Here is a 20,191-nt window from a genome sequence, read left to right on the forward strand (position 1 = left end):
TAATGCCCTGTGAGGTTACTCAGTTAGCAAAAATATGCGCTTGGCCAATAATTGTCAGGTCAACCATTAAACCGATACTTATACCTTCGCGGCTGATGGTTTTAACCTCTACCGTTTCATTACTTTCAACCAGATATAGGGTGAGTGTTGAGATAAAACCCGCAAAATCAATATTGATAACCTTAGCCAGACAATGAGTGGTGTAGTGATGATCTGCGGGCAAAGGGGTGATAGTAATCTGTTCTGGCCGTAACATAATCCGGCTCAATCCATGGCGTTGCTCATCATCAACCCTGACGCTGCCCAGTGCACAATCAGCCCATCCGGTATCAATATTGGCGGAAAGAATCAATGTTTCGCCAAGGAAAGTCGCTGTAGGTTCATCAATCGGTCGCAAATAGAGTTCTTGCGGCGGGCCAACATGCGCCAGTTTACCCGCCCGCATTACCGCGACTTGCGAGGCAAATGATAATGCTTCGGTTTGATCATGCGTCACTAAAATGGAGGCAATATTTGCCTGTGCCAACAGTTCAGCCACCGCTTTGCGCGTTGAGGCGCGTAAGGCGGTATCCAGAGCTGAAAAAGGTTCATCCAACAGCATCAGTACCGGCCGCTGTGCTAACGCTCTGGCGAGAGCGACCCGCTGCTGTTGCCCACCCGAAATCTCATGGGGCCAAAGTTGTGATAACCGCCGATCCAGTGCGACCATCTCCATCAGTTCATCAATTCGGCGGGCTTTGTCCTGCTTGGTCCCTGTTAGTCCATAACCAATATTGCCCGCGACGGTAAAGTGGGGGAACAGCGCACCATCTTGCGGTACAAAACCAATCCCTCTTTTGTGCGCTGGCACGTGGGTTGAATTGTCGAATACCGGATGACCTTGCAGAATAACTTTACCGTGATCGGGGGTTTCGAACCCGGCAATAATCCGCAACAACGTGGTTTTGCCTGAGCCGGATGGCCCAACAATTGCGGTGCGACTGCCGGCGGAAACCTGCAAGTCAATTCGGTCTAATACGGTAACAGACTGGAAAGACTTACCGATTTGCTGAAGTTCAAGCGTGCTCATAATCCTGCCGTACGTTGCGATTGAGAATAAAGAAGCCAGGTTAGCGGCAGAGATAGTGCCACCATCAGCAGTGCATAGGGTGATGCCGCGACATAATCAATTTCACTGGTCAACGCCCAAAAACCAGTCGCCAGTGTTCGGGTGCCGTTCGGGGCCAGTAATAGTGTGGCGGTCAGCTCATTGGAGATAGCGAGGAACACCAGTGCCGCCCCGGCAGCGGCGCCAGGAGCAGCAAGGCGCATGGTGGTGCTCCATACGGCTTGAGTGGGTGTTTTGCCCAAGCTGCGGGCCACGTTTTCCAATTCGACCGGGGCGGTCGCAATCCCGGCCCGTAAACTGATTAAAGCGCGTGGGGTAAACATCAATAAATAAGCCAGCAAAATAGTGAATTCTGTTTGATACAGCGGGCGAGCAACACGGATAGTGATGGTCACCAGCGCCAGCGCGACCACGATACCGGGCAGCGAGCTGGTGACATAATTACAGCCTTCCATCACACGGTGCAAGCGCCCCGGATAGCGCACCGATAGCCATGCCATGGGGACGGCACACAATGTAATAATAACCGCACCGCTCAGTGCTAATGCCAGTGTTTGCTTCAAGGCTGGTAGCAGTTCAGGATTCAGCCACACATCAATTCCACCAATATAGAGCCAGCGGGCCAGCGTGATAAAGGGCACGCCCAGCGAGAGTGCAGTGAGTACCAATGGCAATAACAGACACAGTAGTGTGATGGTTGTACCCATTGAATATGCAGTTTGGCGCCTGGCGCTACCGGAGCCGACCCGAGCATAGCGGTTGTAGCCACGGCTGGTGGCTTCGATTAACAATAGCCCCAGGCAACATAACGCCAGAACCCCTGCCAACATATTGGCCGCCGGACCATTAAACGTGGATTGAAATTGGTCAAAAATAGCGGTGGTAAAAGTATCGAAACGGATCATGGCATACAAGCCATATTCCGCTAATAGATGCAGCGCAATCAGTATCGAACCGCCCCATACGGCTAATTTTAGTTGCGGCAGAACCACGCGAAAGAAGACCACTGTTGGGGGACTACCCAATGATGATGCTGCGTCTTCAAGGCCGGGATCAAGGCGGCGTAATACAGCGGATGCGGGCAGATAAATAAAGGGGAAATAGGCAATTACTGAGATAAACACGCCAGCGGCAAGGCCATGCATTGATGGCACCAGACTAATCCATGCATAACTTTGTACAAAAGCAGGTACGGCTAGCGGTGCAATAGCCAATAGTGACCAAATCCGCCTGCCGGGCAGGGCCGTACGCTCGGTCAGCCATGCCAGTGCAACGCCAATAATGGCACAAAGCGGTAAGGTAAAGAGCACCAGGAGCGCGGTGTTAATCAGTAGTTCGCCCACGCGGGGGCGAAAAACCAGGGCTTTGACTGTTGGCCAACCGGTATCAATAGCGATACCAATAACAAACCCTAATGGCAGCAGGGATAGCAGTGACAACAGAATCGCAATAGCCACAATCCCAAACCCCGGGCGATGGTTATACTGCCGTTGGGCTGCCTTATGCAGTGGAACCGATACAATATCGGTGCTTATATTAGCCATAATAGTCAAGGCGCTCGGCTTGTTAAATACCCGTCGCCATAGTGATGTGACGGGCTAAAAATGCATTCTATCAGTCGGTTGTCCTTATTACAGCAGACCGGCTTCAGTCATTAACTCAACCACTTTTTTACTGTTGAGTTTAGACGGCTCAACGTTCGGTGCTTGCAGGTCTTTCAGTGGCACCAATTTAGGGTTTGAAGCGGCATCGACACCAACGGCATACTCAAATGCGGTGTTGGTACGCAAGATATCCTGGCCTGATTTGCTGGTGATCCATTTGACGAATTCCTGCGCTTGTTTCTGGTGCTTACTGGATGCCAGAACACCGCCGCCGGAGATACTCACAAATGCGCCAGGGTCTTGATGTTTGAAATAATGCAGTTTGGTTTTACCGCTGTTCTCACCTGTTTTGGCTTGATCGACGAAACGGTAATAGTGATAGATAACTCCGCCATCGATTTGGCCCGCATTCACCGCTTTCATCACGGTGCTATTACCTTTGTAAGCAGTGAAGTTGGTTTTCATGGCTTTTAGCCATTCCAACGTGGCTTTTTCGCCTTTCAATTCCAGCATGGCACTGACAATGGCCTGGAAGTCGGCACCCGATGGTGAGGCAGCCCAACGGCCTTTCCATTCAGGTTTTGCCAAATCCATAATGGATTTAGGTAATTCGGCTTCGCTGATTTTATCCGGGTTATAGACAAACACGGTGCTACGAGCCGCAATACCGGTCCAACGACCATGTTCAGGGCGATACTCTTTCGCAACCTGTGCTTGTGTGGCGGCATCCAGTGGTGCGAACAATTTGGCGTTATCGACCAGCACCATTGCCGGCGAGTTTTCAGTCAGGAAAACGTCGGCGGGAGATGAGTTGCCTTCCTGAACCAGTTGATTACCTAACTCGCTGTCGCCGCCATTACGCAGAGTCACTTTGATGCCGGTATCTTTGGTAAAACCGTCAACCCAGGATTTCACCAGATTTTCGTGTTGAGCATTATAAATCACGATACCTTCATCATTTGATGCGGCATTGACGGAGAACGCCAGCATCATTGAGGAAGCCAGTAGGGCGACAGGGCCGAAAGAGGGGAAACGTAACTTCATAAACTGAGATCCTTTTAAAAGCTCAAAGAAGAAAACGAGATTGTCAGGCAACCGCAAAACAGAGCAATTGTATAGAAAGAAATTAACAATGATAGTGAAAATCATTCGCGTTATTTGCTACCAAATGTTTCATTTTCAGTACTATTTTTTGTATGGGTAACTCGGTTCATAATAAAAAATCCCAGACAAATGCAAGCCGGGATTTTTTTACCTGCCAGTCAACTCATCAAGTCCACTTCCTGCCAGGCGGTTTCTTAGCCAGCATCATCTCAATAAAATCAGTGGACTGCTGCTTACGGTTCGGTAACTTACAGGTTTTGCGCAGTGTCTGTATAATTTCCGCCACTGGTAGTGTGGGCAGCCAACATCTATATGGATGAGGTGCATCCAGGCAAGAAAATCGCTGATTTGTCCGAACCTGATAAGAGAATTATTAGTGCGATTAGTACCTTAACTGCCGGTATCCTGGGTGGCTTAAGTACTGATAGCAGCACCGGCCTTCTCATCGGCGCGCAGGCTGGGAAGAACGCGGTGGAGAATAACTCGCTGAGTGGTGATGCGGCGCGTGAAACAGTTAAACAGGTGACGGCCAACCTGAAAGATCAGGTCAGGGATAAACTTGGTGAAGGGACATTGTCTGCTATTGTTAACAGCATTATCGGTGCGGCGGCAGATAGCGGTGATGCGTTATTAGGTGGAGCGGATTACGGTGCTGATGCGGCGATGGCGCTCACCTCATGCGCCATGGGAGACAGTTACTGCACTCAGGCATTGAACGATCTGGCGGGTAAAAATCAGGCAGCGGCAGATACGCTGAAAGCCCTGATGAAGAGTGAAACCTGGTCAGCGGTTGCAGGACAGGTGAAAGAAGCGGCTCAAGGTAACCAGCTTGCTCTGGAAGCCACAGGTGGAATGCTGGCAGGTATTCTTCTACCAGGCAAGAAACTACCTGATGGTGTTGCTGGTAAGGCCGAGTCTATTGCTGCTGATATAGGCAAAACTGGTACTGTATTTGATTCTATAAAAGGGACCCAGCCTGTTTACCCTGGTTCTGTTATACCGAAATCTTTTGAAATGACACTACCTAACGGTCAAAAAGTGTGGGTACATGGCAATGCTACAGAACACATGGCAGAATATGCGGCATCTAAAGCCGTAACTAATACGCCAGAGGCGGTCAGACTTGCCAGCCAGACAGAACTCAGAAGTTTTCAAGCTGCGTTAGATACCGCGACAAAGAACGGTATGTCATATGGGCGTATAACAGTCGATGGTTGGCAACTGGAAATCAAACCTCCACGTGCTGCTGGTGAGTTGCCAACAGTCATTCATGCTCGTTATCTAGGGGCAAATTAAATGGATATAGAAATTACAAGTCCGATCAATATCACATTGGACGTAATAGAACTTGATGAACATATTCCATCATTGAAGTTTAATCTGGCGATTCAAGTAGATAAATTTAGTTATAGTTTGAATGTCAGTTCCCAGGTATGGCTTGAATGCCAATGCTTTGATGAATTTATCGACAATATACGGAATGATGATATAGCCCATCTTAAAGATATGAATGGATGTTTTGAGTTGATTGTAAATCCAGTTTTAGGATGGCTTGAATGGTCATGTGCTAAAGAAGAACTGCATGGATATACCACAGTATCAAAAGGCAGAGAAAAGTTAACGGACGATGCGAAATCTGCAATATATGCAGCGTTTAATGATTATCCTAAATGGTGGTGACTGTTAGATCAGGTCTAAGCTACTACAACTAAAAGTAGCAACCCCAGCCTTGGCTGGGGGTTACTACTTCTAAGCCCTAAATCCCCACACTTCCCGCCGCCACAACCGAATAACACCGGGCGCGGCGGTCACCTCCAGTTGTTCCGCGTCAGTGATCCCAGAATCGGTGATCCAATCCCTGCCGATAATCACCTCGCCGTTCTCCCGCACCCAATCCGCCCCCAAATCTTGCCGGTCTTGGCTGGCTTCGCACAGCGCGTCCCAGGTGGTGGCGTCGGTGACGACAGTGATCCAGAGCTGGTGATGTTGGAGCGTCAGTTGCAGCGGTAAAACCGAGTTTGGCCAACGTCACGCTTTCGATCGTCAGTTCAGGGATCGGCTCAGGGGTAAAAGTGATGTTCATACATTCCCCTCCGTGGCGGGCGCGGTGCGGATAATCAACTGGCCGTGTTCGGGGGTAACAGTAACGTGCTAGCCGGTAGTAAATCCCAATGCTTCCAGCCACTTACCGCTCAGGATAAGTTTAGGCTGAGGGTGCTTTTTACCGCCACTAGGTGAATAATACACTGTATAATCATTGGCTTATGTTCTTTTTCTTCAGTTGCTGCCTGTTCTGACTTACAATCACGCTTAGCCATAGTACCTGTTGTATGATCAACTGACCCAGTTCTGTGATCACTTCGATCTTCTGCCTGGTGGTAAATCTGAGCGGCTCCAGTCATCTTTCCTTAATCGCCAGTTGTGGCCGTGGGTTCTGATTTATAAATGCATCGTACCTCCTTTATTGTTCGAATTTTCCTGTTTGTTCGTGGCAGACAATGACTTAACATAGCTATCACTTTTTTGTATGGTTTATGGGTATTCGATGCGCTACTTGGCTATTATTGTTCCCTTACTTACGTTGCTCTCTGCCTGTAGTAGCAAACCGACACCTCCTGTTGCTGCCGAGCCATCGGCGGGCCTGATACAGAGCGGTTTCTTGCTTGAGCCGCAACATGTGGGGCATTTGCAAAACGGTGATTTTGCTTATAACGCCGACACAGCCCGATTTGTTGACAAAATGGTGCGTGAACACGGTTTTGAGCCTCAACAACTGCATGATGTATTAGCCCAAACTAAAAAACTGGATTTTGTTATCCGCTTGATGGATAAACAAGCGCCATCGGCAGGCCGTCCTTCCGGCCCTAATGGTGCGTGGAACCGCTATCGCAAACAGTTTATTACCCCGGATAATGTGCAAAACGGTGTTAACTTCTGGAACCAACATCAAGAGGCGTTGCAACGCGCCTATGAGGTTTACGGCGTGCCACCAGAGATTATCGTCGGAATCATTGGGGTTGAGACTCGCTGGGGCCGGGTGATGGGTAAAACGCGCATCATTGATGCCCTGGCAACACTCTCCTTTGCTTATCCACGCCGTGCTGAGTACTTTTCTGGCGAGCTGGAAACCTTCCTGTTGATGGCTCGTGCGGAGGGTAATGATCCGCTCAGCTTGCGGGGGTCTTATGCGGGCGCGATGGGGTACGGCCAATTTATGCCATCATCATTCAAAAGCTATGCTGTTGATTTTAATGGTAACGGCCACATCAATTTATGGGATCCGGAAGATGCCATCGGCAGTGTCGCTAACTACTTCAAATCCCATGGCTGGACCAAAGGTGCGATGGTCGCGGTGCCCGCTAATGGGCAAGCGCCGTACCTTGATAATGGCTTTAAGACGAAATACCCTATCTCGATGTTATCTGCCGCAGGGCTAAGCCCGTCTGGTTCGCTAGAGGGTTATCAAGAGGCCAGCTTACTGCGTCTGGATGTCGGCACCGGTTATCAGTATTGGTACGGGTTACCCAATTTCTACACGATTACCCGCTACAACCACAGCACCCATTACGCGATGGCGGTATGGCAGCTAGGTGAGGCAGTAGGCAGGGCACGTTCAATACAGTAAATGGTGAGTGAAAGGCGTTGCCGACGGTTAGCGTCGTTATGGCAAGTAGTAAAAGGGCCACATGTTACGATGTGGCCCTTTTCTATTAGTGGTTGGTGCTTCTTACAACAGGTGTGAAATATCATCTGGATTAACGGATGGCGGCGATTTACGCCAGCCGCGAGTCAGCCACAGCAAGTAGATAAAGCCTGCCAATAGCCACAATAAGCCGACTTCAAGCGCCCGTTGCTCAAGGTGAACCCACAGCCACACCGACATGACGAATCCCATCATGGGTAATAGCCCGTACTTAAACATAGCCGCAGTACCGCGGCGTTTCTCATTGATAATAAAATGCTTTATCACACTCAAATTAACAAAGGTGAAGGCACCGAGGGCACCAAAGCTTATCATCGATACCACTAAGTTCAGGTCAAGGAACAGGGCCAGCAGCGAGATGGTGGCAACGAATAAAATGGCCCGCCACGGTGTGTGGAATTTGCGATGCAGATGGAAGAACACTTTGCGTGGTAGTACGCCTTCACGCCCCATGGCATAGAAAATACGCGACACACTGGTCTGCGCGGTCATTGCGGAGGCATAAACGCCGGTCAAATAGGTGGCCATAAAGAAGTTATACATCCACTTACCACCGACATGCTCGGAGATAATCAGGCTGGCGGTATCCTGATGTGGAATCAACAATTTCCAATCGGGATAGGCCAAATGGGCAGCATAGGAAACGGCGATAAAAATAGCACCGGCGCTGATCACCGTAAAGAGAATGGCCCGTGGCAGAGTGCGTTTGGCGTCGTGCGCCTCTTCGGCCATGGTCGCGATGGCATCAAAACCGAGGAAGGCCAAACAGAGCACTGCCGCACCAGAGAGTAACCCGGATAGGTCACCGGCATTCACCAGCAGCGGCTTCATTAACGCTTCCGGGCTTAAATCGGCCTGACTGAAAGAGAGCGCAATAAATAATATGATAAAGACCATCTGTGCTGCGATCAGCGAGAAATTAACTGAGGTGAGTAAACGCACGCCCAGAATATTAAGCAGACTGACACTGATGATAGACGCAATAATAAATACCGGAGCGGGAATAGCCGGAAATGCCTCATGCAAGAAAATGCCTAAAACTAAATAATTAAGGATTGGCAGGAACAGATAATCCAAAATTTGCGCCCAACCCACCAGAAAACCGGTTTTCCCGCCAAAACTACGCTGAACATAGGAATAGGCGGAGCCAGACAGCGGCATGGCGCTGGTCATCCGGCAATAACTGAGGGCGGTAAACAGAATGGTGGCAACAGTCACCAGATAGGCAACGGGCAAATGCCCCTGACTTAATACGGTCACCTGTCCATAGGTAGTGAATACGCCTAAAGGCACCATATAGGCAAGCCCGAAAGCGACCAGCGCGGGGGTTTTAAGCACTCTGCGCAACTGAATGTTTTGTGGCATTACCGTATCATCTCCTGGTGAGAAAAAGCACCGTTACGCTGCATTTTTATGCAGCTATAGAACATAAAGGAGCGGATTTTGACATAAGGGTCGCTGTAACGCCAATGACTTCCTTCTTAGCCTATGTTGTCGTGCTCAACTCTGCTCCTGACAGATTTGCCCCCCGCATCACCGACGTGAATCAATGATGCGGGGCATTCACTAGGCTTGATAAACCACATTACCGCCGATCAGCGTAGAGTCCACCTGTGTCTGGTAAATAGCGTTTGGCGACTGCTCAAACAGGTTATTTTTCAGAATGATAATATCGGCGAACTTCCCTGCTTCCAGTGAGCCGATATATTGCTCTTTGGCAATCATATAAGCGGCATCAATAGTGGCAGAACGTAATGTTTCAATCAGCGTCAGGTCACGATCATTATCCAGCCGTGGGCCAGCCGGATGACCGTCGAGATCCCATGCACGACGGGTCATACCCACTTGCAGGTTGTACCATTCATCTAGCCTGTCAATGGGCCAGTCACTGCCATACGCAATACGTGCGCCAGCATCAAGGAAGCGTGCTGCTGGCTCCATATGCAGGAAACGGGCCTCGCCCAACATCTCACGCTCTTCATCAATTAGTACCCCCGGTAAGCCGGCCCACTGGAAGGAAAGCACTGCTGTTGCTCCCAGTTTGGCAAAACGATCATATTGATGGGGGGCAACCAGCTCGTTATGTGCTAATCCTGGGCGGATATCTTTGCCCGGCAAGGCGGCGCGCATCTGTTCCACTGCATCCAGCACCATCTCGATGGCCCCATCACCCACGGTATGAGTGTGTGGATGAAGACCTGCGCGGGCGCACTCCAGAATCACGGCATTGACTACTGGCGCGCTAAAATAGAGGTCGCCATAGCGCTCGGTATCTTGCCAGTCAGGTTGTTGTGCTGAACCCTGGTTGGCACGATACGGCTCCAGTAATGCAGCGGTCATGGTTGGGGGTTGCAATACCCCGTCGATAAACAATTTCAGGTGATCGACGGCGAAACTCGGTGCGGGTGTCCATGCGTGGCTTCCCCATTGGTGGGCGAACTCTAGCACCTCTTGTACCACGCGAGCGGCGTCCTGTGGGCCTTGCAGGCTATCAGGGGTCACTTCTTTAGCACCCAGTACCCGTAAGGTTAATGCGTCACGTTCATGCAAGCGACGGAAAGCCAGTAACTGTTCGGCAAAAACACGAGTATCCATCACGGTAGTGACACCTTGCGCATTAAGTACTTGCTGCACATGGGCCGCAATTTGCACATTCTTTTCCGCTGTGGCGGAGGGGATACTGTCAAAGGCGCGCATGGCGGGCGCATCTTCCAAAATACCGGTCAATTTACCGTGGGTATCGCTGGCAATTTTGCCATCTGGCGGTACTGGGGTGTGTTCATCAATACCCAGCAATTCCAGCGCGCGGCTGTTGGCCGCCAGCGTGTGGCAGTCATTGGAGAACAATGCGATTGGACGGCAGGTATTGAGCGAATCCAAGGCCTTTCGGCTCATATCAGCGCCGACGGGTGTCATCGCCTGACGCTGCCAGGCGCGCACGGTCAGCCAGTCATTTTCACCGTTAAAAGGATCGCTATCGAGGTGTTGCTGGATAATATCCAGTGTCTGTTCAACACTTAGCGCAGCGTAATTGAGGTTACAACCAATCAGTTGTTTCCCGCCCCAAAACGGGTGCATATGGCTGTCAATCAGGCCGGGCATCATAAACTTACCCGCCAGATCGATAAGTTGAGTATGCGCGCTAGCGAATTGCTGTTTGATCTCCTCACCGCCCGTGGCCAGAATATAGCCCTGGCCGATGGCGATGGCACTGCAAACCGTATTATCAGCATCTGCCGTATAAATTGTGCCGTTGTAATAAATACTGTCGGCGACAGGAGTCTGTTTAGTCATGTTATGTACTTTATAATATGTCCCTTCTTCCTTGACGTTAGCTGCTCCCGGCATGTTTATCACCTGAATTGCTAACCTCTGTCAGCTCATCGGGATTGGTTGCTGTGCTGCCACGCCAATGACGTTGGGGATTTGAGGAATCAGATAATCATTATAGCCTGTCCTATCAGGGAAAACTCTCTGAGTTAAGTACCGGCCAAGGTGAGAATCTATTAATGGTTTTTCAATAACTCGCTTCTCATCATTGCGGCCAGATGGCGCAAGATTTCTGCTTCTGAAAAACCTAACTCGGTAAACTGGGTTAGACCATCCAGACCGCACACCAGCCCGATCAGCCGCCAGGCAACATCACTGGCATTGATATCTGAGCGAAATTCATCGCAGGTAATGCCGGTATGGATCACCGCCACGGTAGCCGCATGCCAGTCTGACATCGACGCCGCATAGGCTTCCTTAATAAGTTCATCGCGCTCGGCTAGCATTGAAATTTCATTCCACAACCGGGTTTCTCTTCGGCCGGCTTCATCTTGTGGATAGCCCAACACTTGCTGTATCCGTTCAACGGCAGGTAAGTTTTGACTGTTTAGCGCAAAAGCAGATAACGACTGTTTAACTAAGAGTAGAAAAGCATCTGCGCGTAGTCGTGAGACTGATGTGAAATGGTGATGAACTTGCCCAACAGCCACGCCGGCTTCGCTGGCAACACGACGTACAGTGGTTGCCGCCATCCCTTCACTTATCGCGACACGCATCGCAGCCTGCAAAAGGGTGTCGTGGCGTTCCTCACGGTTCAAATAGGCCAAAGAGACTCCTTATCTGACTTATTAGTGTTTCAGCCATTATGTGATGAATTGGACGCTAGTTCAACTTTCCGCTATTATTGACATATTGAACAGGTGTTCAACATTAATATATGCCTTATTTGAGCGTTTTGTATGTCTAAAAAGTGGATGATTTTCTACGTTATTATTCTGATGTATCTCCCAGTTTCTATTGATGCAACTGTATTACATGTGGCCGCCCCACGGCTGGGTATTGCACTGTCAGCCACGGGCAGTGAATTGCTGTGGATTATTGATATTTACTCACTGGTTATGGCCTGTTTGCTGCTGCCAATGGGGGCGCTGGGGGATCGCATCGGTTTCAAACGGTTGGCGTTGTTGGGGTCGGTACTGTTCGGGCTTGCTTCACTGGCGGCGGCTTTTGCACCATCGGTTGCCGCGCTCATTGCGGCACGCGCTTTCTTGGCGATAGGTGCGGCGATGATCCTGCCGGCAACCTTGTCGGCGGTGCGCCATATCTTTACCGATGAACGAGAAAGGGCATTGGCGCTGGGGATATGGGTTGCCATCGGAACGACGGGTGCCGCGATGGGGCCACTGGTTGGTGGATTATTGATGGAATATTTCTACTGGGGTTCAGTCTTCCTGATCAATATCCCTATTATTATTGCAGTGGTTATTGCCACGCTGCTGGTTATACCGAGCCAGCCAGTGCGGGTGGAACAGTCATGGAGATTGGCTCCGGCACTGGTATTGATTACTGCGATCCTATTGCTGGTCTATGCGGCGAAAACCGGGCTGCGCGGCGGGGGAGATATGAGGGTAACTTTCCTAACCGCGTGTATCGGGGGCGCGATGCTGTTTGCTTTTGTTCGTCACCAGTTATCAACGACAGCTCCAATGATCGATTTTCGCCTGATAAGCCAGCGGGTGATCGCTGTTGGTATGGCAATGGCCATGACGGCAATGATAACGCTGGTTGGTTTTGAATTGCTGCTGACACAGGAATTGCAGTTTGTGTTAGGTAAAAGCCCACTCGAAGCGGGTATATTTCTAATGCCATTGATGATTGCCAGTGGTGTTAGCGGGCCGATATCCGGTTGGCTGGTGGCTAAATTGGGGTTACGTACCGTCGCAAGCGCGGGTATTGCATTTAGCTCATTGAGTTTTCTCGGCCTGGCCTGGACCGATTTTGCCACGCAAGTTTATCTGGCATGGGGATGGATGATAGTGCTGGGGTTCAGTATTGAAGCCTCGTTATTAGCTTCTACTGCGGCGATTATGAGTGCGGCTCCCCCGGAAAAAGCCAGTGCGGCAGGGGCGGTTGAGGGTATGGCTTATGAGCTGGGGGCGGGATTCGGGGTGGCAATATTTGGTTTGATGTTATCGCGGGCCTATACCGCGTCTATTGAATTACCAGCAGATTTACCTGCTGATCTCGTTGAGCAGGCCAGTGCTTCTATCAGTGAAACTATTCAGGTGGTCAATAGCCTTGGTGGGAATGAGCATCTACTGACCAGCGCCAAACTTGCCTTTTCTGCCTCGCATAGTTTGGTATTAGGTACTGCCAGCGCACTGTTAATTCTGCTGGCGGTGGTGGTGTGGTTTACCCTGCCGGGGAAGAAAATACGGCAATTGGGCAAACAGAGTGCCACACCTCACTGATTAGCGGGTGGTTAACACTTCATTAATTAAACAGTCATTACTCTTACTTAACTGTGTGATATACCTATTTAGGGTTTGAAACATTAGGGTTTGAAATAGGTAAGGTCTGAGCAATGACTGAGCAAACGTCCTCCGTACAACTTGATCTCGATAGCGCGGCTCAGCCTCCCATAGTGTATATCAGGGGGGATTGGGTACTGGCGCATTATCGCTTTTTGGAACCCCAAGTGGCGCAGTTGCGCGCGAATATGCCCAGTGGCGTGGTATTTGACCTCAACCAACTCGGGGCGTTAGATACCGCCGGTGCAACGTTGCTAGCTCTACTTCTGGGTGAGAATCGTGTGGCAAATTTACGCGAACTTGCGCCTAAATTGCCAGAAGAACGGCGAACCTTACTTGAAACGGTAAGCCATGTATTGCCTGACTTAGCGCCTGAGCCGTCAGAAAAACCCGCACGATTTTGGCTGGAGATGCTGGCTAACACCGGCCGTTCGGTAGATAACTTATGGCAAGATATTAAGTCACTATTGGGCTTTATTGGCCTGACGCTGGAAACCTTGCTGGGAACACTCTTTCGGCCCTCACGCTGGCGCATTACCTCATTAATTGCCAATATTCAACAGATTGGCCTCAATGCTGTACCGATCATTATGTTGCTCACCTTTTTGGTGGGGGCAGTTATCGCTTTTCTCGGTGCCACCGTACTCACTACCTTCGGCGCGGGCATTTTTACCGTCGATTTGGTGGTATTTTCTTTTTTACGTGAATTTGCGGTACTGCTTACCGCTATCCTGATGGCAGGGCGGACAGCCAGTGCTTTTACCGCTGAAATTGGCTTGATGAAAGCCAATGAAGAGATTGATGCTATCCAGACGCTGGGCTTGAATCCGGTCGAATTGCTGGTGCTACCGCGCGTCTTGGCACTATTGATTTCTCTGCCGATGCTGACCTTTATTGGTATGGTTTGTGGTATTTTTGGTGGCATGGTGGTGTGCGCCTTAACACTGGATATCTCTCCAACCATGTTTTTGTCGATTATGCAAAACAGTAATGGGTTGCAGCATTTTCTGGTGGGTATAAGCAAAGCCCCTATTTTTGCTTTCCTGATTGCTATTATTGGCTGTCTGGAGGGGTTCAAAGTGACGGGTAGCGCTGAATCTGTCGGGGTCCATACCACCACCAGTGTGGTGCATTCGATCTTTGTGGTGATTTTGCTTGATGCCGTGGCAGCGCTATTTTTCATGGAAATGGGGTGGTGAGCCAAATGACGCAAGATGCAATTATTCAAATTCGCTCTCTGGTTAACTGCTTTGGCGCACAGTGCGTGCATCAAGGGTTAAATCTTGATGTTAAGCGCGGCGAGGTTTTGGGCGTGGTTGGCGGCTCGGGTACCGGTAAATCGGTTCTGTTACGCAGTATTGTTGGGCTACGTCGTCCGACTGACGGGCAAATTCATGTTTTTGGTGAAGATTTAATGACACTGTCAGGTCAATCCCGCTCCATGGTCGAGCGCCGATTTGGCGTATTATTTCAACGAGGCGCACTGTTCAGCTCTCTAACCGTGACCGAAAACGTGGCGTTGCCATTAATAGAAAACGCCGGGTTACCCGGGCTGAGGCTGAGCGTCTGGCTCAGGTTAAACTGGCACTGGCCGGGTTACCGCCGGGCACTGGCAGTAAGTATCCGGCATCACTGTCGGGTGGCATGGTCAAACGTGTTGCGTTAGCCCGTGCCTTGGCGCTGGACCCAGATATTCTGTTTCTTGATGAACCGACAGCGGGCCTTGATCCCATCGGTGCGGCGGCGTTCGACAGTTTGATCCGCACCCTGCGGGATGCCCTCAATCTGACGGTATTTTTGGTAACTCACGATCTGGATACGCTGTATACGTTGTGTGATCGTGTGGCGGTGCTTTCGCAGAAAAAAGTGCTGGTGGTTGATACTCTGGATAAAGTTGCGGCGACTGATGATGCCTGGATTCAGGCGTATTTTCATGGCCCACGAGGCCGGGCTGCTTATCAGGCAGCGGCAATTAACAGTGGAGAGAGGTGGTAATATGGAAACCCGTGCTCATCATGTTGTTATTGGTTTGTTCACTCTTATTGTGGTGAGTGCCGCGCTGCTGTTTTGCCTATGGCTGACAAATTCCGGTTCTGACCGCCAGTTCAGATTGTACGATATCGTTTTCAATGAACCGGTGAGTGGCCTGTCACAGGGCAGCACCGTTCAGTACAGCGGGATTCGAGTCGGTGAGGTGACACAATTGCGGTTGGACCGAGAGAATCCTAATAAGGTTTGGGCACGTATCCGCGTCTCTGCATCTACTCCGATACGCGAGGATACTCAAGCCCGCCTGACAGTTGCGGGTATTACCGGCACTTCAAATATTCAATTCAGCAGTGGCAGCCAGGACAGCCCGTTGTTGGAAGGCAAAGATGGCGATGTTCCTATCATTATTGCCACCCCTTCGCCGATGAGTCAGTTACTGGCTAACGGTGAGAATTTCATGACCAATGCGAATGAAGTGTTGGTGCGCTTGAACCAGCTGCTGGCACCGGATAACCAGCAGCGCCTGATAACGACACTGGATAATCTCGCGCTGGTCACTCAAACCGTGGCTGATCAACGTGGCGATCTTCGTACCCTGTTACAGCAGTTGGCGCAGGCCAGTAAACAGGCTAATGAGACACTGGCCCAAACTAATCGCCTGCTGCGTAATGCTAACGGCTTAATGGATGGGCAGGGGAAACAACTGGTCAATGATGCCGCCAAGACCATGGCATCGTTGCAAAATACCAGTACCATCCTCAATAAATTGGTGAATGAAAATAAAACCTCACTCAATAACGGGATGCAAGGGATGAATGAGCTGGGGCCGGCTGTGGATGAGCTGCGCAGAACATTAGCGACATTACGTGCCGCCGTTTCTCGTTTGGAAGAAAACCCAGCGGCCTTGTTGCGCGGCCGTGAAAGAACACAGGAGTTTACGCCTTAATGCTCTCTCTTAATCTAATGCGCTATGCAGGCCGCCGTGTGTGGCTATTGATGATATCTGGCGGGGCGATACTGCTCTCTGCCTGTACCATTTTACCCTCGGCCCCCGTATCACAAGTTTATCTTCTGCCGGTGCCACCAGCAGTGAGTGCGCCGCGCGCGCAGACAGTAAACTGGTCATTACGGGTTTCACAACCGGCGACGAACCAGTTTCTTAATAGCTCACGCATAGCGGTGCAGCCTCAGGGCCAGGAGATTGCAGTTTATAAAAACTCTCGTTGGAGTGATTCAGCGCCGATTCTGGTGCGCAATCGTCTTATTCAGGCGTTCCGTAGTGATGGACGAATCCGCGCAGTCAGTAGCGATGATGACAGCCTACAGGCTGATGTGGAGTTGAGTGGTGATTTGTCTGCGTTCCAAGGGGTATATCATGTTGGTAGCAGCGAAGTGCTGATCCGCTTTGATGCCCGGCTGGTAAGAATTTCGGACCGTAGGATTATTGCGACCCGCCAGTTTGAAATTCGCCAACCGATAACAGGTAGCGAGATGAATGAGGTGATTCAGGCCTTTGGCCTGGCCAGTGACCAGTTAGCCACCCAAGTGCTCAACTGGACCATGCAGCAGTCTCCTCAGTAGCACGGGTTATCAAACTAGGACAGGTTGAAGCGAGAATATCGTGATAGCTTAGGTTTTATTTTAGGCGAGTTGGCAGTAGCTAACTCGCCTTTTTAATCGGCGGTTTATGGATTCAGAGAAAGAATCTCGCCCAAGGGGGAAAATATTCTCTTTATTGTTTTGTGACTAGTATCTCATTGGGTGTGGTACTTATGGTAAGTAAATTATTTAACTTGTTGTATTTCATGTATTTTTAATTAAATTTATCTGTATTTTAATTTTTCATTAAAGAGAATAATATTCTCCAGCTATTAAAAACAACAGGAAAATATGAAAAGTATTTCTCCCATTAAAACCATAAGATAAAAATAAATAAAATCACTGATTAATTATTTCAAATGCAAAAAATTACGCATCAACAGTTGCTCGATTGGTTGAGAAAAGAAGTAAAACTTTCATTAGGTTGTACTGAACCTATTGCTATTGCGTATGCTGCTGCGGTGGCTGCCAAATATCTCAACGCACCGATATTAAAAATAACGGGGGAGATATCGGAGAATCTGTATAAAAATGCGATGGGGTCACTATCCCGGGAACAACTTATTGCGGAGTGACTCTTGCGGCGGCGATAGGGGCTATTGGCGGTAACGCGGATGCCGATTTAGAAGTATTGAAAGACATTACTGCGGCACAAATTACCCAAGCTTATATGTTCAATGAATCAGGTAAAGTGTGTTTAAACGCAGTAGATGCTGCGGACTTTATTTTATTGATATTACGTTATATAGCCTTGATGAACACTGCCGGGTTGTGATTCAAGGTGGCCATACCAATGTCACGCAAGTATATATTAATAATATAAAACAAATATTAGCCCGAGACTTAATCACCGACAATGAAAAGGGCGCACTACCCGAATTTTCACTTAACGACGCATTTAAATTTGTGACCGATGTTGGTGCTAAAGATATTATGTTTATGTTGAAAAGTGCTGAGATTAATACTGCGCTTTCTGATGAGGGGCAAAGGAAGAGCTATGGTTTGAACGTGAGTGGGGCGCTGTCGCAGGCCAGGAAAAACGGCTTTATCAGCACTGACTTACTGAGCCAAATGTTGATCAACACCACTGCGGCGTCAGATGCCGTATGGAGGCGCACCCTTACCCGCGATGTCAAATTATGGCTCAGGTAATCAAGGATTACCGTGACAATGCCGGTAGTGACACTTGCCAGACATCTAAATACCGATGATGAAACCCTGGCCAGGGCATTAGCATTGGCTCATTTGGCTGCAATTTCAATTCATATGCGTTATACCCGATTGTCTGCATTGTGTGCGGCTTCAACGGCAGCAATGGGCGCAGCGGCAGGTATGAGTTGGTTATTGACCCAAGATTTTCAGACTATCTCCTACGCGGTCAGTAATATGATCAGTGATATCAGTGGGATTATTTGTGATGGTGCATCAAATAGTTGTGCGATGAAAGTGTCTACTGCCACCGCCTGCGCATTTAAGTCGGTGTTGATGGCGCAACAAAATAGCGTTGCAGGGAGCGTGATGGCATTGTTTCTTGTAATGTTGAAGGTTCTATCAACAATTTATGTAAATTAGTGTTATCGCCGATGAGGCAAACAGATAAAGAAATTATCAGTATAATGACACGTAAATAATATTACGGTTTAACTGCGTGCCTAACGTCATTATTATAATGATCGGTGGGTTATCGTAAAAATTTAAAGGGACAATAATGAATAAGTCAAAATCGATCGCGACTCTGGTTATCCATGCCGGAATCAAGTTGACCGGGGCAATAATGCTATTTTTTCCACCAATTACTACTGCCAGTTCTTTCATTCAACCCAATTTAGGCGAAGAAGGGGAGTTTTGTTATTCCCGTTGCAGTAACCCGACAAGATATGCGTATGAAACCGCCTTGGCTGAGTTAGAAGGTGGTATCTATGCCACAGCGACCGCTTCCGGTATGGCAGCAACTGCACTTATATTGGAGTTGCTACCTAAAGATTCCCATGTATTAGTAATGAAAGGGTCTATGGCGGTACTTATCGGTTGTTTGAACGTCTGCGTAAACACACTTCAGGCACCACATTCAGTTATGTCGATCTAACGATCTGGCGTCAGTAAATAGCCATATTCAGAAGAATACAGCTTTAATCTGGATTGAAACGCCCACTAACCCACTGTTGGAATAGTTGATATTGAAGTGGTATGCCAGGTTGCCAAAAGCAGGGGAATAATGAGCTGCGTGGATAATACCTTTGCCAGTGCCTGGAACCAACGGCCGCTCACTTTAGGTGCTGATATTGTTATGCTCTCTACCAGTAAATATATTGGTGGGCATTCAGATTTAATTGGTGGTGCAGTTATTACCAATGTGCAGAATATTGCTGACCAACTGGATTTTTGTAAAACCACCGTTGGGGCTATTGCTTCGCCGTTTGATGCCTATTTGGCATTACGCGGCATGAAACACTTGATGTTCGTATGGAACGTCAATGCAGTAATGCTTTAAAATCGCGCAGTTTTTAGCACAACATTCTAAGGTACTAGATGTCCATTACCCTGGTCTGGAATCACATCCTCAATATCAATTGTGTAAAAAACAGATGCGTTCTGGCGGGGCGGTAGTCCAGTATCCGATTAAAAGGCGATATAACAGCGGTGAAAACCTTTTTGCCAAGCTAAATTATTTTGTTTTAGCCGAATCACTGGGGGCGTTGAAAGTATGGTTAACCATTCTGCTTCAATGTCGCATGGTTCTATGTCTCAAAACGAGAGGGAAAATATAGGCATATACGATACAACACTACGGCTTTCAATCGGTATCGAAGATATTAATGATTTAATAGCAGACACAGAGCAAGCCCTTTCCTTTATACAATAATTAATAGGGTAGTCATATGCATGATTATGGCGTGTGGACAATTATAACTCCACTGGTAACTATTTGTTTGGCGATTTTTACTCGGCAGGTAATATTGTCGTTATTAATGGGGATAGTTGTTGGATTTACGGTTATTAATGATCACAATCTACTTCAGGGGATCAGTGGCACTTTAAATGGAATTATTGATATATTCTCTTCTCCAGGTAATACTCGTACCGTTATTTTTATGGTGATGATTGGCGGGATCATGCGCTTAATTGTCGTGACCGGGGGCGTTCGAAGTTTAGTTCGCGCCTTAACAGAAAAACTCAGTTTGTTACCAATAAAAAAGCAGTGCAGTTGTTGGCGATGGTGATTACGTCAATTATTTTCATTGAAAGTTCGATCAACCAACTTATTGCCGGTGCATCGACCAAA

General features: G+C 48.8%; 12 protein-coding genes and 7 pseudogenes. 11 read left to right on the forward strand and 8 right to left on the reverse strand.

Annotation, left to right across the window (positions count from 1 at the left end; all coding sequences use genetic code 11):
- Positions 1-19 precede the first annotated feature (19 nt).
- From A6J66_023500 to A6J66_023510, 3 genes are all read right to left on the reverse strand, one after another.
- The gene (locus A6J66_023500; protein ID PNM26848.1) at positions 20-1,069 is read right to left on the reverse strand and encodes an ABC transporter ATP-binding protein; all 1,050 of its coding nucleotides are present in this window, start codon (positions 1,067-1,069) and stop codon (positions 20-22) included.
- Positions 1,066-2,652, reverse strand: coding sequence for an iron ABC transporter permease (locus tag A6J66_023505; protein PNM26849.1), 1,587 nt, complete (start codon positions 2,650-2,652; stop codon positions 1,066-1,068). The genes A6J66_023500 and A6J66_023505 overlap by 4 nt, the downstream gene beginning before the upstream one ends.
- Before the next feature lie 87 nt (positions 2,653-2,739).
- Positions 2,740-3,756, reverse strand: coding sequence for an iron ABC transporter substrate-binding protein (locus A6J66_023510; protein ID PNM26850.1), 1,017 nt, complete (start codon positions 3,754-3,756; stop codon positions 2,740-2,742).
- A 408-nt stretch (positions 3,757-4,164) separates the two neighbouring features.
- Here A6J66_023510 and A6J66_023515 point away from each other — a divergent pair.
- Positions 4,165-4,707: pseudogene (locus tag A6J66_023515) on the forward strand (adhesin).
- A 405-nt stretch (positions 4,708-5,112) separates the two neighbouring features.
- Entirely contained in the window at positions 5,113-5,496 is a 384-nt protein-coding gene (locus A6J66_023520) for a hypothetical protein (protein ID PNM26851.1), read from the forward strand.
- A gap of 69 nt (positions 5,497-5,565) precedes the next feature.
- Here A6J66_023520 and A6J66_023525 read toward each other — a convergent pair.
- Positions 5,566-5,899 (reverse strand): annotated as a pseudogene (locus tag A6J66_023525) (hypothetical protein).
- Positions 5,896-6,134 (reverse strand): annotated as a pseudogene (locus A6J66_023530) (hypothetical protein). Before A6J66_023530 ends, A6J66_023525 begins: the two co-directional pseudogenes overlap by 4 nt.
- A 209-nt stretch (positions 6,135-6,343) precedes the next feature.
- On the opposite strand from A6J66_023530, the gene A6J66_023535 reads away from it, so the two are divergent.
- Positions 6,344-7,441 (forward strand): murein transglycosylase B, encoded by a 1,098-nt coding sequence (locus A6J66_023535; protein PNM26852.1) that lies wholly within the window; start codon positions 6,344-6,346, stop codon positions 7,439-7,441.
- A gap of 102 nt (positions 7,442-7,543) precedes the next feature.
- Here A6J66_023535 and A6J66_023540 read toward each other — a convergent pair whose 3' ends face one another.
- The 3 genes from A6J66_023540 to A6J66_023550 form a co-directional block, all read right to left on the reverse strand.
- On the reverse strand, positions 7,544-8,884 hold the full coding sequence (locus A6J66_023540; protein PNM26853.1) for an APC family permease: 1,341 nt from the start codon (positions 8,882-8,884) through the stop codon (positions 7,544-7,546).
- Positions 8,885-9,085: 201 nt separating this feature from the next.
- Positions 9,086-10,813, reverse strand: coding sequence for an amidohydrolase (locus tag A6J66_023545; protein ID PNM27144.1), 1,728 nt, complete (start codon positions 10,811-10,813; stop codon positions 9,086-9,088).
- 212 nt (positions 10,814-11,025) lie between these two features.
- A complete protein-coding gene (locus tag A6J66_023550) occupies positions 11,026-11,616 on the reverse strand; it encodes a TetR family transcriptional regulator (GenBank protein PNM26854.1) in 591 nt (196 codons plus the stop codon).
- A gap of 132 nt (positions 11,617-11,748) precedes the next feature.
- On the opposite strand from A6J66_023550, the gene A6J66_023555 reads away from it, so the two are divergent.
- From A6J66_023555 to A6J66_023590, 8 genes and pseudogenes are all read left to right on the forward strand, one after another.
- Positions 11,749-13,260: a methyl viologen resistance protein SmvA gene (locus A6J66_023555; protein PNM26855.1), complete on the forward strand. Its 1,512-nt coding sequence runs from the start codon at positions 11,749-11,751 to the stop codon at positions 13,258-13,260.
- A gap of 113 nt (positions 13,261-13,373) precedes the next feature.
- Complete coding sequence (locus A6J66_023560) at positions 13,374-14,519, forward strand: ABC transporter permease (protein ID PNM26856.1); 1,146 nt, start codon at positions 13,374-13,376, stop codon at positions 14,517-14,519.
- A pseudogene (locus A6J66_023565) lies at positions 14,516-15,315 on the forward strand (ABC transporter ATP-binding protein). Before A6J66_023560 ends, A6J66_023565 begins: the two are co-directional and overlap by 4 nt.
- A gap of 1 nt (position 15,316) precedes the next feature.
- Entirely contained in the window at positions 15,317-16,255 is a 939-nt protein-coding gene (locus A6J66_023570) for an MCE family protein (GenBank protein PNM26857.1), read from the forward strand.
- Positions 16,255-16,890, forward strand: coding sequence for an ABC transporter (locus tag A6J66_023575; GenBank protein PNM26858.1), 636 nt, complete (start codon positions 16,255-16,257; stop codon positions 16,888-16,890). The genes A6J66_023570 and A6J66_023575 overlap by 1 nt, the downstream gene beginning before the upstream one ends.
- A gap of 377 nt (positions 16,891-17,267) precedes the next feature.
- Positions 17,268-18,539: pseudogene (locus A6J66_023580) on the forward strand (serine dehydratase subunit alpha family protein).
- A gap of 77 nt (positions 18,540-18,616) precedes the next feature.
- Positions 18,617-19,771, forward strand: a pseudogene (locus tag A6J66_023585) (cystathionine beta-lyase).
- A gap of 16 nt (positions 19,772-19,787) precedes the next feature.
- A pseudogene (locus tag A6J66_023590) lies at positions 19,788-20,191 on the forward strand (sodium:proton antiporter).

This window comes from Yersinia enterocolitica (assembly GCA_002082245.2).
GTDB lineage: Bacteria > Pseudomonadota > Gammaproteobacteria > Enterobacterales > Enterobacteriaceae > Yersinia > Yersinia enterocolitica_E.

Coding starts and splice junctions, on each gene's coding strand:
- A6J66_023500 (PNM26848.1), bottom strand. CDS start 1,069: ATGAGCACGCTTGAACTTCAGCAAATCGGTAAGTCTTTCCAGTCTGTT.
- A6J66_023505 (PNM26849.1), bottom strand. CDS start 2,652: ATGGCTAATATAAGCACCGATATTGTATCGGTTCCACTGCATAAGGCA.
- A6J66_023510 (PNM26850.1), bottom strand. CDS start 3,756: ATGAAGTTACGTTTCCCCTCTTTCGGCCCTGTCGCCCTACTGGCTTCC.
- A6J66_023520 (PNM26851.1), top strand. CDS start 5,113: ATGGATATAGAAATTACAAGTCCGATCAATATCACATTGGACGTAATA.
- A6J66_023535 (PNM26852.1), top strand. CDS start 6,344: ATGGTTTATGGGTATTCGATGCGCTACTTGGCTATTATTGTTCCCTTA.
- A6J66_023540 (PNM26853.1), bottom strand. CDS start 8,884: ATGCCACAAAACATTCAGTTGCGCAGAGTGCTTAAAACCCCCGCGCTG.
- A6J66_023545 (PNM27144.1), bottom strand. CDS start 10,813: ATGACTAAACAGACTCCTGTCGCCGACAGTATTTATTACAACGGCACA.
- A6J66_023555 (PNM26855.1), top strand. CDS start 11,749: ATGTCTAAAAAGTGGATGATTTTCTACGTTATTATTCTGATGTATCTC.
- A6J66_023560 (PNM26856.1), top strand. CDS start 13,374: ATGACTGAGCAAACGTCCTCCGTACAACTTGATCTCGATAGCGCGGCT.
- A6J66_023570 (PNM26857.1), top strand. CDS start 15,317: ATGGAAACCCGTGCTCATCATGTTGTTATTGGTTTGTTCACTCTTATT.
- A6J66_023575 (PNM26858.1), top strand. CDS start 16,255: ATGCTCTCTCTTAATCTAATGCGCTATGCAGGCCGCCGTGTGTGGCTA.